This is a genomic window from Motiliproteus coralliicola, assembly GCF_003345655.1.
Classification (GTDB): Bacteria; Pseudomonadota; Gammaproteobacteria; order Pseudomonadales; family Balneatricaceae; genus Motiliproteus; species Motiliproteus coralliicola.
In genome coordinates this window covers 405,021-418,129 of sequence record NZ_QQOH01000001.1, presented here as the reverse complement: position 1 = coordinate 418,129, position 13,109 = coordinate 405,021, and the positions used below count along the sequence as shown (strand labels likewise).

The following is a 13,109-nucleotide window of genomic DNA, read 5'->3' as shown; positions in this document are numbered from 1 at the left end:
GGGAACCATGGCTAACAAGACCCGCGACGCCATCCTGATCACCGCCCTGGAAGCGTTCGGCAGCGAAGGAACCGGTCAGGTCAGCACCAATGATATCGCTGATATCCTCGAGATCAGCCCCGGCAACGTGTACTACTACTTCAAAAGCAAGCGCGAGATCATCGCCGAGCTGTACCGCTGGTTTTCCAAGGATTTCACCGGCTTCCTGCAAGCCACCAAGCATAACGGCACACCGGGCGAGATCTGGCTGGTCCTTAGTCTGTGTTTCCAACTGTCGTACAAATATCGCTTTATCTTCCGCGATGCCAACAGCGTGCTGTTGAAATTCCCAGAGCTGCGAAAACCCTTTCAAACCCTGTTGGGCGAAACCCGCAGCGCCGCCGAACAGTTCTGCCAGGAGCTGATCAGCATGGACGTTATGCAGGTTCCCCCCCACCGCGTTGACGAACTGGTCGTTAACGTTCATCTGGTTTTTACCCAGTGGATCAGCTACGCCGAAACCTTGTCCGGCCAAGAGGATAGCTGTGCGCAACAGCAGAGCCGGCAGATCACCGGCGGGGTACTGCAACTAACCACGCTGCTGCTGCCCTACCTGAACGCCGAAGCGGTGGAGGCTTTTTCGGGCATCGAGCCGGTGGCCTGACTACGGGCGAAGACACGCAGAATATTTTTTTACGGTTAGTTTTTTTACTCAAAATCTTTTCCGTAGCATCACTCTCAACCTAGAGATTGCAGCCCATTGAGGGCGCTTAAATTTGATAAAACTAGCCGAGGGTAAACCCATGATTCTGGACTTCTTCAAAACGACCGAACTGACCTCCATTGGCCGTCAGCTGCTGGACACCAACAAAGAGCTGATCGACACCACGCTGAACACCAGCCAAGACGTGGTTAAGAAAGGCGTCAACTACAACCGCACCGTAATTCAGGCTGGCATCAACGCCATCGCCTCCTCCCGTGAGGAAGCGGGCCGTCTGGTCAACGAGGTCCTGGACCAAAGCCGTAAGATCGAAGACCGCGCTCTGGAAACCGTAGACGAGGTCAGCGACAAGGCTGTTGAACGTGTCGAAGAGCTGTTTGATCGCGTCGGCAACCCGGTCGATACCGTCGGTACTGCGGCCAAGGACAGCGTCATCGACTCCGTTGAGAGCATCAGCCAGCCCTCCGTCGAGATGCTGAAGAAAGTCAGCGAACAGGTAACCGACGTTCCCAGCAAGCTGCTGGAAACTGCCGCCCGCGCAGAAAAGAAGTAAGCACGCCTAACGCGCCGGTCCTGCCGGCGCTGCTTCACCTGTCAACCCAACCCAGCAGATCGGCGCCGGTTCCGGCATCAATCAGCCGCTTTACCGGTTGGCGACGACCAGGCTTAACCAGGACAAGTCCCATGATTTTTGATGCTTTGAAGACGACTGAGCTTACCAACATCACGCGACAGCTACTGGATAGAGATATCAAAGCTGTCGATACCGCGATGAGTACAGCCAAAGATATCCTCCTCAGTGGTATCGACTACAAATACGCCGTCATTAAATCCGGCGTCAACGCGCTCGGTTCCGCCCGCAATGAAGCGCAGGTGCTGGTTGATCAACTGATGGAACAGAGCCGTAGAGTGGAAGATCGCGCCACCCAGACCCTCGACGACCTCAGTGACCGATCGCTGGAACGGATCGACGAGCTGTTTGAACGGATCGGCAATCCCGCCCAACCGGTTGCCGAGGCCGCTAAGAGCTCACTGCTGGATGGCGTCGATAATGTCAGCCAGCCCGCTATTCAATTGGTTTCCAAGGTCAACGAACAACTGACCGAGGTCCCGAACAAACTGGTGAAAACCGCTGCCAACAGCACCGAAGACAGCGGTAACACCGACAGCACCCTCACACCGACGGCGGCTGCAAGCCCGACCAAACCGAAGCCGGCGACCAAGGCCAAAGCGCCGGCCAAGCCCCGCGCGGCAGCAAAGCCGAAAGCGGCGGCCAAGCCCAAGCGTGCGGCCAAAGCTGCGGCTACCACCGCTAAGCCAAAAACCGAGGCACCCAAACGTACCGCCAAGGTAAAAGCCGCGGAACCGGTAAAACCATCAACGCCGCAAGCCCAACCAACGGCAGCAACAGACAGCCCGGCTCCAAGCGCGCCCCTATCCGACAAGGGGTAATTGTCTAACCCGCGGTTCACTGCCTCCCGGTTTGAAACGCGCAGGACAGACTGCGCAAGCCCCAGCTAGCTCACCCAACAGGCGCTCAAACCGGACCGGCAGATCTCGACTCAAGGAAGAATCATGATCGGCCCCCACGCCGACCCAGGCCCTAAGGCAGGCCCCGAACCCTTTGCCTTAGTGACAGGATTCCCTCGGCTCATCGAGCCAGGGAACTCCCGAGTTGAATAACAACAAGAGACGCTACGATGTTACGGCTGCCCCTGCTCAAGTCACTGGAACCCCTATCGATCTGGAAAACGCTAACGCCTCCTTTGAAGCATCAGCATGTCGACACCTTTGTACTGCTGTACGACCAGGGTCCGTTAGAAGCCCCGGTTCGATTCAAACAGATTCTTTCTCGCATTCGTCAACAGGTCCGATATCACCCACGTTTTCAACAGATCTATCGGGCGCCGCTGACTCCCTTCAGTGCGCCGAGCTGGAGCCTGGATGAGAACTTCAACGCCGAATACCATGTGCGTCATATCGCCCTGCCCAAGCCCGGTGACTGGCGCCAGTTCTGTATTCAGGTCGCACGACTTCACTCGCGCGACCTGGATAGCACCCGACCGCTGTGGGAGATCAATGTGATCGAGGGCCTTGATCAGGTCCCCGGCCTGGCCCCGGGTCATTTCGCGCTGGTGTGCAAAATCCATAACAGCCTGATGACGCCGGAGATTCCGGACCTGCTGTGGAATCTGCAGGACCAGGCCCAGACCGACCCCGCGCTATCGTCGCCGAAGCCGGCCTCGCCGCTGACGATGATCGATACCCTGCTGGGGATCACCAGGCACAGTTGCGATCTGGCCCTGCGCCCCCTCACCGAGCCGCTGGGACAGGCCGGTGCGTTTGCCGGTCGGCAATGGTCCGAACTGCGCCCACTGGTGCGGCTCGTTGGCCGAGGGGTAACCGGGCATCGACGGGTACCCTACTCGCGCTTCAACACCAACGTCTCCAGTTTTCGGGTCTGGGAAGGCTGCTTTTTACCGTTGGATGCGTTCAACGATCTGCTAAACCGACTACCGCAGGTGACCGAGAACGACCTGCTGCTGACCGTGATCGGCTCCGCCATGCGCGACTACCTCTGCGCTCAGGGAGAATTGCGAAACCGAATGCTCTGGTCGCTGGCTCCACTGGAGGGCCAGATCGGGGAATCAACGGGCCATACGGAGCCGACATACACCATCAGCCAACTGGCTACCGACCAGGCAGATCCACTAGCCCGGCTGGCTTCGATCAGTCACTGGCGGCGAGAGCGTTGCGCTCCAGCTGCGCAACAACCCCTCCGTGAAGCGCCCCTGTCGACCCTGTCGCCACTGCAGAACATGTCCTTCGCCAATCGCGAACTGCATCGTCATCAGCGCACCGAGGCGGCCGGCGCACCGCTCTATAACACCGCCCTGATCGGTTTCAATACCGGCTCCAGCGAACACAGCCTGCTGGGCGCACCGCTGGTGTATTGCTCCGGGGTACCGGAGATCACCGACGGTCTGGGCCTGGTCCACCTGGCCAGCCGACACGGCGACAAACTGGTGCTCACCTTCACCTCCTGCCGCGAGATGCTGCCCGATCCGGAACACTACCGTAAGTGCATCCAGCACAGTTTCAACCAGTTGTTGCAGGCCGTTGACGACAACCCCGACTTGGAGAGTAGCGATGCTGACTAACCTGGTTCGCCTGATTGAAGGCAAACACACCCCGTCGATTCTCCACTCGGCGATGGAAACCCGCGCCCTGATCGAGCCTCTCAGCCTAGTGGCGCTTGCCCCGCTGCTGAGCGACTGCCCCAGGGGTGATGGCCATCCGGTGCTGGTACTTCCCGGTTTCACCGCCAGTGACAAGGAGACCTACCTGTTGCGACGCTTTCTAGAGTCACTCGGCTACCGGGTCCACGGCTGGAACCTGGGCCGCAATGTCGGCCCGATGGCCGGTTTGGAAAAGCGCGCCGTCGAGAAGGTCCGCGCGTTGGAAGAGGAATACGGTACCCGTGTATCGCTGGTGGGCTGGAGCCTCGGGGGGCTGTTCGCCCGCTACGTCGCCCATCAGGTGCCCGAGCTGGTGCGGACAGTCATCACTCTTGGAAGCCCGATCGCCTTTCGCCGCGATATCAATGTGCTCAGTCCGGCGTTGTCGGTCATCCTCGACGGCATCGTCGCCCACAACATGGCGGACCTGATCGACGACTCCAGTATCCAGCACTGGCACCGGACCCCACCGGTCCCCACCACCGCCATCTATACCCGTACCGATGGTGCCGTGCACTGGCAGGCGACCCGGGACCCTCTGGATCATGAGCAGGCGGAGAATATACACGTGCCGGGAAGCCACTCCGGTCTGACCCACAATGCGCTGGTCTTTTCGACGGTCGCCAACCGCCTCGCCCAACCCCGGGATACTTGGCAGCCGTTCCGTTATCAAGGGGCCGCCAGCATCGCCTACGGGTTGTGCGCCCCTTTTAAAGCGGTTATCTAAGTGTCAGCGTGACCGAGCGCCGTTCAGAGTTATACCGATGAGCCTGCAGAACTACATTCTCAAAAAGTTTTTACGCCACAAGTACAAGCCGAGGTTCAACGCCGAGCTGGATCTTGACCAAGCCCGGCAGGAGCTGGACTCCATCATCAACGACTTTATGCCGCCCCCCTGCGACTCCCTGGAGATCAACAGCGGAACGATCGCCGGGGTGCCCTGCGAAGTGATCCGGCCCCGCGATAAAGCCCCCTGGGCCAGCTTTATCTACCTCCATGGCGGGATGTTCTGCCTGGGCTCGTCACTGAGTCACCGCGGCGTGACCACCGAATTGGCCAAGGAGCTCGGGCTGGAAGTGATCGTACTGGACTACCGGCTGGCCCCGGAGCACCCGTACCCGGCAGCGTTGGACGATGCCGACGCGGTCTATCGAACCCTGCGCGACAATATCGAGCGCCTGTATATCGGCGGCGATCAGGCCGGCGCCTGTCTGGCATTACTGCTGCTGCAGCGTTTACGGGATGAGGGTGTGGCGATGCCGGAGCTGATGGTGGGCCTGTCCGGGATCTATGACCTGACGCTAGCCTCCCCGTCGCACCAGAGCAACCTCGAGCATGACTGCTGCAACACACCAGATGTGTTTCACCGGGGCATTGCGCAGTTCTTGCCGGATGATCTGGATATCAGTCCCGCCCGGGTATCACCACTGCTGCAGCCCCTAGATGGGCTGCCGCCCGTGCTACTGCAGGCCTCCGGTAGCGAGATGCTGCGCGACGACTCGCGGCGGTTAGCCGAGGCGATCAAGTCGGTCGGAGGTAAAGTCTGGCACGATGAGTGGGCCGACGTACCCAGTTGCTGGCACCTGGCCGCAGTCGGCCTACCCGAGGGCCGCACGGCCCTGAAACGTCTTGGACGCCAGATAAAACGGCTCGATCGCGACTAGGCCCTAGCTAAGGGCGTTATGGAGGCAGAGGTCAGGGCCTGGATTGTTGAATCCGACCGCTGCGTCCGTGGGCGTTCAACCAGTAGTTGTTCATTTTGAACTGCTCGGTACCCTGAACCGGATGCTGCTGGATAAAGACCGCCTGCGGCACATTACCCTTGCCCCAATAGTTTTCCAGGATCGCCAACAGCTCGCCGCTCTGGCGAATCCGTTGCAAGCCCTGTTGGAACTGTTGATGTAGCCGAGCAGCGCGGGGATGCCGATGATGAAATGCCAGCGCACTCTCCAGCACACCCCAGCGCAGGTAATCAAAATGGAGTCGCTCTTCGGGTAACTGCTGCTGGATCAGGTGTAAGCCGGTCAGCAACGCCGATTCGAAAAAATCGATTCGTTGTTTCTTCACCATCATCAGCAACTGCTCCGGGGTCTGTATCTCGACCACGTTCAAGCCCTGCTCGATATAATCGGGCAGTAACGGCGAGTTGACGATAATACCGACCTGAAAGCCGCGCAGATCCTTCACCTCCACGATCTTCTCCGGCGCGTCAAAGTGAGGCATGTAGAAGAACAGGCTGGGCAGTGCCTTGATCACCGGCACCGACAGCAACTGGTCACGCTCATCGGGGCGGACAAACAGATTGCCCGCCGACAGGGCATCGATGTTGTGATTGAGGAACAGCAGTCGGCCCCGTGGAATCGGTACAACCTCGATCGTCACGGCAATATCGACCTCGGCAAACGCGGCCCGGTAGATATCGCTCATTAAGCCGTCACCATCGGTATTGGAGAACGGGGGATAATCGGTGACGCCGATGGTGATCGATTCGGCGGCCGACAGCATCGCAGGCCAGCACAGCAACAGTGCCAATAGAGTGCCACGCATCCTGGTAGTCCCCAGCATCAACGGTGACTAAACTCTAGCAGAACCTTGGCCGGGTCAGGGCTCGCCTTTGAGGGCCATATTGAGGACCTGCTCACCGAGCTGCTCCAGCGACATCTCCCCATCGGCCTCGTACCAATGCACGGTCCAGACAATGGCGCCGTGCAGCAGCTGGCGCAGGCAATCGGGATCAACCGTGATCAGGCCCTCATCGTGGGCCTGCTGCAGGCACTCATTCCACAGACGATAGTAGTTGTCGCGTCGCTCGAGTACCTGGCGCTGACGCTCCTCGGACAGCGCCCGCCATTCGTAAATCAGCACGGCCGCCGCGTCGCCGGTCTTACCATGGATAAACAGCAGCTCGTTGTCGATCAGCACACGAACCTTTTCGCGGGTGGTTGTCGCCTCGGCCAGCGACACCTTCAGCATCTCCTCCATGGCCGTCACGACTTCGATCATCACCCCGAACAGGATCTCATCCTTGTTGGCGAAATGGTGGAAGATACTACCGGAAAGGATGCCGACTTCGGCGGCCAGATCCCGCACGGTCGTACGGCTGTAGCCCTTTTGCCGAAACAGACGCGCAGCCGCCCCCAACAACCGTCCCTTGGGACTGTCCGGGTCCGTAACCTGCCCCTCGGCAATCAAACGTCGTAATAAGGTTCCTACTCTCACACTTCCACCCCCAGGCTACACTCTGACCTTCCAGAGCAAGAGGCCGCATTGTACCCAGCCGATACATACAGGCCAAATGCTCAACCCAGCAGCTGTTTGCTGATGATCTCATTCATGATTTCGCGGGTTCCGCCGCCGATCGACAGGATCCGGTTATCGCGATACAACCGCGCCACCAGGCTTTCACGCATATACCCCATGCCTCCGAAGATCTGCACCGCATCGTGGGTAAGCTTGTCGCTGACATCGGTGGCGAAGTTCTTGGCCATGGAGATCTCTTTAACGATCTGCTCACCATTGTCCATCCGCGCCGCGCAGCGGTAGGTAAATTCGCGACTGGCCTCCAGCTGGGTGGCCATATCCGCAAGCCGGTGCCGAATCGTCTGCAGCCCTGCCAGAGGACGACCGAAGGCCTGGCGTTCGCGGACATAATCCTGGCAAGCCTCCAAAGCCAATTGCGCCGTCATGTTGGCCATCACCGCCAGGGTCAGGCGCTCGGATTGGAAATTGGCGGTGATCATCCGAAAGCCGCTGTTTTCCTCGCCGATCAGATTCTGTTCCGGCACCAGGCAGTCGTCAAAAAACAGCTCGGCGGTATCGGACGCCCACCACCCCATCTTCTTCAGCGGTTGACCGACACTGAACCCCGGACAGCCCTTCTCGACCATCAGCAGACTGACTCCGCCGTAGCCGGCTTCGCCGGTCCTGACCGCCACGGTAAAGTAATCGGCCCGAGTCGCGCTGGTGATAAACGTCTTGCCGCCGTTGACGCGGTAAAACGCTTGGCCGTCAATGGTTTCTCGCCGCGCCCGGGTTTTCAGGTTGGCTACGTCAGAGCCGCCGCTGGGTTCGGTGATGGCAAGGGCATAGACCTTCTCGCCACAGAGTACCTGGGGCACCACCCGCTCCTTGAGTTCGGCACTGCCGTACTTGACCAACGGCGGCAAACCGATATCCAAGGAGCAGAGGCTGGCGGTCAGTCCCCCCGATCCGGCACGCATCAACTCCTCTAACCAAACCACCTTCTGGAACAGATCCCCTCCCGTACCGCCCAACGATTCCGGGTAGTTGATCCCCAGCAACCCGGCCTCGCCCGCCTGGCGGTAGAGCTCCCGGGGGAAACTGCCCTGCTCTTCCCACTCATCGATATTGGGCCGAACCTGCTGATCAACGAAGGCCGACGCCGTAGCACGAATCAGCTGATGGGTTTCTCCGAAATAACTCAATGCGCTCATAAGCAGCTCCCTGGTTGTTTTCCGATTTTGCAGCCGAAGGATTTTCGATCCGCCAAAACAAACTAACCAAGCGCTTGCTTGTTTTCAAGTTTTGTCGTTATAGTAAATGCACCAAGGCCAGTAGCCCTGGCTATTTGCCGACTAACGACTAGCCGTCCAACTACAACAAAACTCACGGAGGCCACCATGTCCGATAAAGCCGTCGTTACCTGTTCGCTGACCGGCGTACTGACCGATCCCAACCAGCACCCGGTGCCCGTCACCCCCGAGCAGATGGCCGTTTCGGCCAAGGAAGCCTACGATGCCGGCGCCAGCTGCATGCACATTCACTTTCGCCAGCAGGGCGAAGGCAAAGGGCACCTGATGAGCTGGGATCCGGCGATCGCGCTCGAGATGGCCGATGCGATCCGCGATGCCTGCCCCGATGTCATTCTCAACTTCACCACCGGCACCATCGATCGCAATCAGCAAGGTCCGATCGACTGCATCCTCGCCGGCAAGCCGGAGATCGCCGCCTGCAATGCCGGCAGCCTCAACTACCTCAAAACCCGCGCAGACGGCCGCTGGGCCTGGAAGCCAATGCTGTTTCAGAATCCGGTTGAAAAAATCGAAGAGCTGCTTGGCGTGATGAACGAGGTCGGAACCCGGCCCGAATTTGAATGTTTCGATCTCGGCATCGTTCGTTCGGTGGGCATGTTCCAGGATGTGGGCATGGTCGATAAGCTCGATTACAACCTAGTGATGGGCGTGGCCTCCGGGATGCCCTGCGACGCCGAGCTGTTACCGACCATCCTCAAATACCTCAAGCCCGGCAGCGCCTGGCAGACCACCCTGATCGGCCGCCAGGAGATCTGGCCGGTCCACCGCCGTACCGCCGAGCTGGGCGGTCACCTTCGCACCGGCGTTGAGGACACCTTCTATCTGCCCAACGGCGAGCGAACCAGCGGCAACGGCCAACTGATCGAAGCCCTGGTCAAGATCGCCGAAGAGTCCGGTCGCACCATCGCCAGCCCCGCCGAAGCCCGCGAGCTGTTTCTTTAACCCGCCGGTCCGCACTGCACGTTAGATCAGAAAGGATAGATACCATGCCATTACTGCAATCTCAGATTGATCCCCAATCCACCGGCTTCGCCGCTAACCGGGATAGGATGCAGCAGCAACTGGCCGAATTTCGGTCGATCGAAACCCAGGTTATCGAAGCTGCCGAAGCGGTACGCGAGCGCTACAGCAAGCGCGGCCAACTGATGCCCCGTGAGCGCCTTAACCTGTTGCTCGACCAGGGTGCGCCGTTCCTTGAGCTCTCCTCCCTGGCCGGTTACAAGATGTTCGATGACAAGGACGGTACCGGCGCAGGTGCCGGCGCCATCGCCGGGATCGGCTACGTTTCCGGGGTTCGCTGCCTGGTTATCGTCGATAATTTCGCGGTCAAAGGCGGTACCGTCTCGCCGATCGGGCTGCAGAAAAAGCTGCGCCTGCAGGAGATCGCACTGCAGAACCGGCTGCCGGTGGTGGCGCTGGCCCAAAGTGGCGGTGCCAACCTCTCCCACGCCGCCGAGATGTTCGTCCCGGGCGGTCGTACCTTCGCCAATCAGGCACGCCTTTCCGCCGCCGGTATTCCACAAATCACCGTGGTACACGGCAGCGCCACCGCCGGTGGCGCTTATCAACCGGGGCTGTCGGATTACCTCATCATGGTCCGTCAGCAGGCCACCATGTACCTGGCCGGTCCCCCGCTGCTTAAGGCCGCGACCGGTGAGATTGCCACCGATGAGGAGCTGGGCGGAGCCGAGATGCATACCGGCCAGTCCGGTGTCGGCGACTACCTGGCCGAAGATGACGCTGACGGCATCCGCATAGCCCGCGAAATCCTGGCGCAACTGCCCTGGAACGAACAACTGCCGCAGCACAGCCGCCCCGCCTTCAAGGAGCCGCTCTATCCCGTCGACGAGCTGATCGGCGTGGTACCGGAAGACCCGAAGATGCCCTACGACTGCCGCGAGATCATCGCCCGTATCGCCGACGGCTCCGAGTTTCTGGATTTCAAACCCGAGTACGACAACCAACTGGTTTGCGGCCATATCAAGATCGAAGGCAACGCCTGCGGGGTAATCGCCAATAACGGCCCGATCACCGCCCCCGGCGCCGCCAAAGGCGGGCAGTTCATCCAGCTCTGCGAACAGAGCAACACCCCGATTCTGTTCCTGCACAACATCACCGGTTTCCTGGTCGGCACCGACCCGGAACGCAACGGCATTATCAAACATGGATCGAAAATGATTCAGGCGGTAGCGAATGCGACCGTGCCGAAATTGAGCATTAACATCGGTGGCTCCTACGGCGCCGGCAACTATGCGATGTGCGGGCGCGGCTTCGACCCGCGATTCCTGTTTTCCTGGCCCAACAGCCGCACCGCGGTGATGGGGGGCGCTCAGGCCGGAATGGTGTTGCGGATCGTGACCGAGGCCAAGATGCGCAAGACCAACGCCGTCGACACCGACAAGCTTGACGCCCTGGAACTCAGCACGGCCGAAGCGATGGACCGTCAAACCACCGTGCTGGCCTGTAGCGCACGAATGGAGGATGACGGTCTGATCGACCCGCGCGACACCCGTAAGGTGCTTGGTCTGCTGCTGGATATCTGCCGCGAAGCCGACCAACGCCCGTTGCGTACCAACACCTTCGGCATTGCCCGCTTCTAACCAGGAGGAATTCCACATGCTGTTTAGCGAACAACATCACGAGCTACGACGCACCGTACGGGCGTTTGTCGAAAACGAAATCAATCCACACGTCGACAGCTGGGAAGAACAGGGCCAATTCCCCGCCCAGCGCCTGTTTAAAAAACTGGGCGAGCTGGGACTGCTCGGGATCACCAAACCCGAGGCCTACGGCGGTATGGCGCTGGATTACAGCTACGAGGTAGTTTTTGCCGAAGCGCTGGGCGCCGCACTTTGCGGCGGCGTCCCTTTGGCGATTGGTGTCCAGACCAACATGGCCACCCCGGCGCTGGCCCAGTTCGGCAGTGATGAACTGCGGCGTCAGTTCCTGACCCCGGCCCTGGCCGGTGACATGGTGGCCGCCATTGCGGTATCCGAACCCGATGCCGGCTCCGACGTTGCCAATATCAGCACCACGGCAAAGAAAGACGGTGACGATTACATCATCAACGGCAGCAAGATGTGGATCACCAACGCCACCCAGGCCGATTACTTCTGTGTGCTGGCCAATACCGGTGATGAACCCCGCCACGCCAACAAATCCCTGATCATCGTACCGGCCAACACCCCCGGCGTGAGCGTGGCCGGGAAACTGACCAAGTTGGGAATGCGATCCTCGGATACGGCGCCGATATTTTTTGACAACGTGCGCGTCCCGCAGCGATACCGCATCGGTGAAGAGGGCAAGGGCTTTATCTATCAGATGCAGCAGTTCCAGGAGGAGCGGCTGTTCGGCACGGCGATGGCATTGAGCCAACTGGAGACCTGTATCAGTGCCACCATCGATTACACCCGCGAACGCCAAGCCTTCGGCCAACCCCTGCTCCACAACCAGAGCATCTATTTCGGTCTGGCGGAGATGCAGGCCGAATGCGAAGCCCTGCGTGCCCTGATCTACCGTGCCACCGAAGCCTACGTCAGCGGTGAGAACGTCACCAAACTGGCTTCGATGGCCAAACTCAAGGTCGGACGCCTGAGCCGCACGATCCCGGATCAATGTCTGCAGTACTGGGGCGGCATGGGCTATGTCGAGGAGTCGATCATCAACCGCTTCTACCGCGACTGCCGGGTCATTCCGATCGGCGGTGGCGCCGATGAAGTGATGATCGAAATCATCGCCAAGCAGCTGTCGATCCACCCGAGCAACAGCGGAGGCTAACCGATGCAATTACCAATTTGCCAGGAAATCGAATTACAGCTGCAAGGCAGTGTCCTGCACCTGACTCTGAACCGCCCTCAGGCCCGAAACGCCATGAACCTGGCGCTGGTGCAGGAGGTGATGAGCGTGTTCGATGCCATCGCCGAGCGCCGTGACATCCGCGCCGTGGTGCTGCGCGGCAGCGAGGGTAACTTCTGTGCCGGCGGTGACATCAAGGATATGGCCAGCGCCCGTCAAGCCTACCAGCAGGGCCAGGTCGATCCGCTATTCGAGCTGAACCGCGCCTTCGGTCGCATGATCACCCAGGTCAACAACGCGCCTCAGGTCGTCATCACGCTGCTCGAGGGTGCAGTCCTGGGTGGCGGCTTAGGTCTGGCCTGCATCGCCGATATCGCCATCGCCGATATCAACGCCCAGTTCGGCCTGCCGGAAACCAGCCTCGGTCTGCCGCCGGCCCAGATCGCCCCCTTCGTGGTCGATCGAATCGGGCTGACCCAGGCGCGTCGCCTGGTGCTGACCGGCGCCCGCTTCAACGGTTACGAAGCCAGGGAGCTCGGCTTGGTGCACTTTGTCAGCGACTCTCCCGAAAAGATGGATGCGCTGCTCGAGCAGCAACTTCAGCAGATCCGATGCTGCGCCCCGGAAGCCAACCGAATCACCAAGGCGCTGCTGCTCAGCGTCGGAAAAATCGAGCATGAAGCCCTACTGGACCAGGCAGCAGCACAATTTTCTGCCGCCGTGATGGGCGAAGAGGGAGTCGAAGGTACCCAAGCCTTCGTCGAGAAGCGGGCGGCCCGATGGGCACAATCGGCCTGAAGTCAGAACAACAAATTAGGGATC

13 protein-coding genes are annotated in these 13,109 nt (G+C 59.9%); 10 read left to right on the top strand and 3 right to left on the bottom strand.

The features are described from left to right. Window positions 1-7 precede the first annotated feature (7 nt). The 6 genes from DV711_RS01985 to DV711_RS01965 all read left to right on the top strand — a co-directional run bounded on the left by DV711_RS01985 (window position 8) and on the right by DV711_RS01965 (window position 5,603). A complete protein-coding gene (locus tag DV711_RS01985) occupies window positions 8-643 on the top strand; it encodes a TetR/AcrR family transcriptional regulator (protein WP_114693968.1) in 636 nt (211 codons plus the stop codon). Between the two features lie 139 nt (window positions 644-782). Continuing rightward, window positions 783-1,253, top strand: a complete 471-nt coding sequence (locus tag DV711_RS01980) for a phasin family protein (protein ID WP_114693967.1) — start codon at window positions 783-785, stop codon at window positions 1,251-1,253. 131 nt (window positions 1,254-1,384) lie between these two features. After that, window positions 1,385-2,152, top strand: a complete 768-nt coding sequence (locus DV711_RS01975; protein ID WP_114693966.1) for a hypothetical protein — start codon at window positions 1,385-1,387, stop codon at window positions 2,150-2,152. Window positions 2,153-2,400: 248 nt separating this feature from the next. Beyond that, window positions 2,401-3,861 carry a wax ester/triacylglycerol synthase domain-containing protein gene (locus tag DV711_RS01970; RefSeq protein WP_114693965.1) on the top strand — a complete coding sequence of 487 codons (1,461 nt, stop codon included), beginning with the start codon at window positions 2,401-2,403 and terminating at the stop codon, window positions 3,859-3,861. Then, on the top strand, window positions 3,851-4,666 hold the full coding sequence (locus DV711_RS19430; protein ID WP_165839965.1) for an esterase/lipase family protein: 816 nt from the start codon (window positions 3,851-3,853) through the stop codon (window positions 4,664-4,666). Before DV711_RS01970 ends, DV711_RS19430 begins: the two co-directional genes overlap by 11 nt. A 37-nt stretch (window positions 4,667-4,703) precedes the next feature. Next, a complete protein-coding gene (locus tag DV711_RS01965) occupies window positions 4,704-5,603 on the top strand; it encodes an alpha/beta hydrolase fold domain-containing protein (RefSeq protein ID WP_165839964.1) in 900 nt (299 codons plus the stop codon). A 31-nt stretch (window positions 5,604-5,634) separates the two neighbouring features. Here DV711_RS01965 and DV711_RS01960 read toward each other — a convergent pair whose 3' ends face one another. The 3 genes from DV711_RS01960 to DV711_RS01950 all read right to left on the bottom strand — a co-directional run bounded on the left by DV711_RS01960 (window position 5,635) and on the right by DV711_RS01950 (window position 8,393). Continuing rightward, entirely contained in the window at window positions 5,635-6,486 is an 852-nt protein-coding gene (locus tag DV711_RS01960; protein WP_165839963.1) for a substrate-binding periplasmic protein, read from the bottom strand. Between the two features lie 54 nt (window positions 6,487-6,540). Then, entirely contained in the window at window positions 6,541-7,158 is a 618-nt protein-coding gene (locus DV711_RS01955) for a TetR/AcrR family transcriptional regulator (protein ID WP_114693962.1), read from the bottom strand. Window positions 7,159-7,238: 80 nt separating this feature from the next. After that, window positions 7,239-8,393: an acyl-CoA dehydrogenase family protein gene (locus tag DV711_RS01950; protein ID WP_114693961.1), complete on the bottom strand. Its 1,155-nt coding sequence runs from the start codon at window positions 8,391-8,393 to the stop codon at window positions 7,239-7,241. A 186-nt stretch (window positions 8,394-8,579) separates the two neighbouring features. On the opposite strand from DV711_RS01950, the gene DV711_RS01945 reads away from it, so the two are divergent. From DV711_RS01945 to DV711_RS01930, 4 genes are read left to right on the top strand one after another with little or no spacing between them, the layout of a single operon-like run. Next, entirely contained in the window at window positions 8,580-9,434 is an 855-nt protein-coding gene (locus DV711_RS01945) for a beta-keto acid cleavage family enzyme (RefSeq protein ID WP_114693960.1), read from the top strand. A 44-nt stretch (window positions 9,435-9,478) separates the two neighbouring features. Then, window positions 9,479-11,092: an acyl-CoA carboxylase subunit beta gene (locus DV711_RS01940; RefSeq protein ID WP_114693959.1), complete on the top strand. Its 1,614-nt coding sequence runs from the start codon at window positions 9,479-9,481 to the stop codon at window positions 11,090-11,092. A gap of 16 nt (window positions 11,093-11,108) precedes the next feature. Continuing rightward, window positions 11,109-12,269, top strand: a complete 1,161-nt coding sequence (locus DV711_RS01935; RefSeq protein ID WP_114693958.1) for an acyl-CoA dehydrogenase family protein — start codon at window positions 11,109-11,111, stop codon at window positions 12,267-12,269. A gap of 3 nt (window positions 12,270-12,272) precedes the next feature. Continuing rightward, a complete protein-coding gene (locus tag DV711_RS01930) occupies window positions 12,273-13,085 on the top strand; it encodes an enoyl-CoA hydratase/isomerase family protein (protein WP_114693957.1) in 813 nt (270 codons plus the stop codon). Window positions 13,086-13,109: the final 24 nt, after the last annotated feature.

What these genes read in the sequence shown, in the direction of transcription:
- DV711_RS01970 (WP_114693965.1), top strand. Translation starts at nt 2,401, where the DNA reads ATGTTACGGCTGCCCCTGCTCAAGTCACTGGAACCCCTATCGATCTGG.
- DV711_RS01980 (WP_114693967.1), top strand. Translation starts at nt 783, where the DNA reads ATGATTCTGGACTTCTTCAAAACGACCGAACTGACCTCCATTGGCCGT.
- DV711_RS01935 (WP_114693958.1), top strand. Translation starts at nt 11,109, where the DNA reads ATGCTGTTTAGCGAACAACATCACGAGCTACGACGCACCGTACGGGCG.
- DV711_RS01985 (WP_114693968.1), top strand. Translation starts at nt 8, where the DNA reads ATGGCTAACAAGACCCGCGACGCCATCCTGATCACCGCCCTGGAAGCG.
- DV711_RS01940 (WP_114693959.1), top strand. Translation starts at nt 9,479, where the DNA reads ATGCCATTACTGCAATCTCAGATTGATCCCCAATCCACCGGCTTCGCC.
- DV711_RS01965 (WP_165839964.1), top strand. Translation starts at nt 4,704, where the DNA reads ATGAGCCTGCAGAACTACATTCTCAAAAAGTTTTTACGCCACAAGTAC.
- DV711_RS01975 (WP_114693966.1), top strand. Translation starts at nt 1,385, where the DNA reads ATGATTTTTGATGCTTTGAAGACGACTGAGCTTACCAACATCACGCGA.
- DV711_RS01950 (WP_114693961.1), bottom strand. Translation starts at nt 8,393, where the DNA reads ATGAGCGCATTGAGTTATTTCGGAGAAACCCATCAGCTGATTCGTGCT.
- DV711_RS01930 (WP_114693957.1), top strand. Translation starts at nt 12,273, where the DNA reads ATGCAATTACCAATTTGCCAGGAAATCGAATTACAGCTGCAAGGCAGT.
- DV711_RS19430 (WP_165839965.1), top strand. Translation starts at nt 3,851, where the DNA reads ATGCTGACTAACCTGGTTCGCCTGATTGAAGGCAAACACACCCCGTCG.
- DV711_RS01945 (WP_114693960.1), top strand. Translation starts at nt 8,580, where the DNA reads ATGTCCGATAAAGCCGTCGTTACCTGTTCGCTGACCGGCGTACTGACC.
- DV711_RS01960 (WP_165839963.1), bottom strand. Translation starts at nt 6,486, where the DNA reads ATGCGTGGCACTCTATTGGCACTGTTGCTGTGCTGGCCTGCGATGCTG.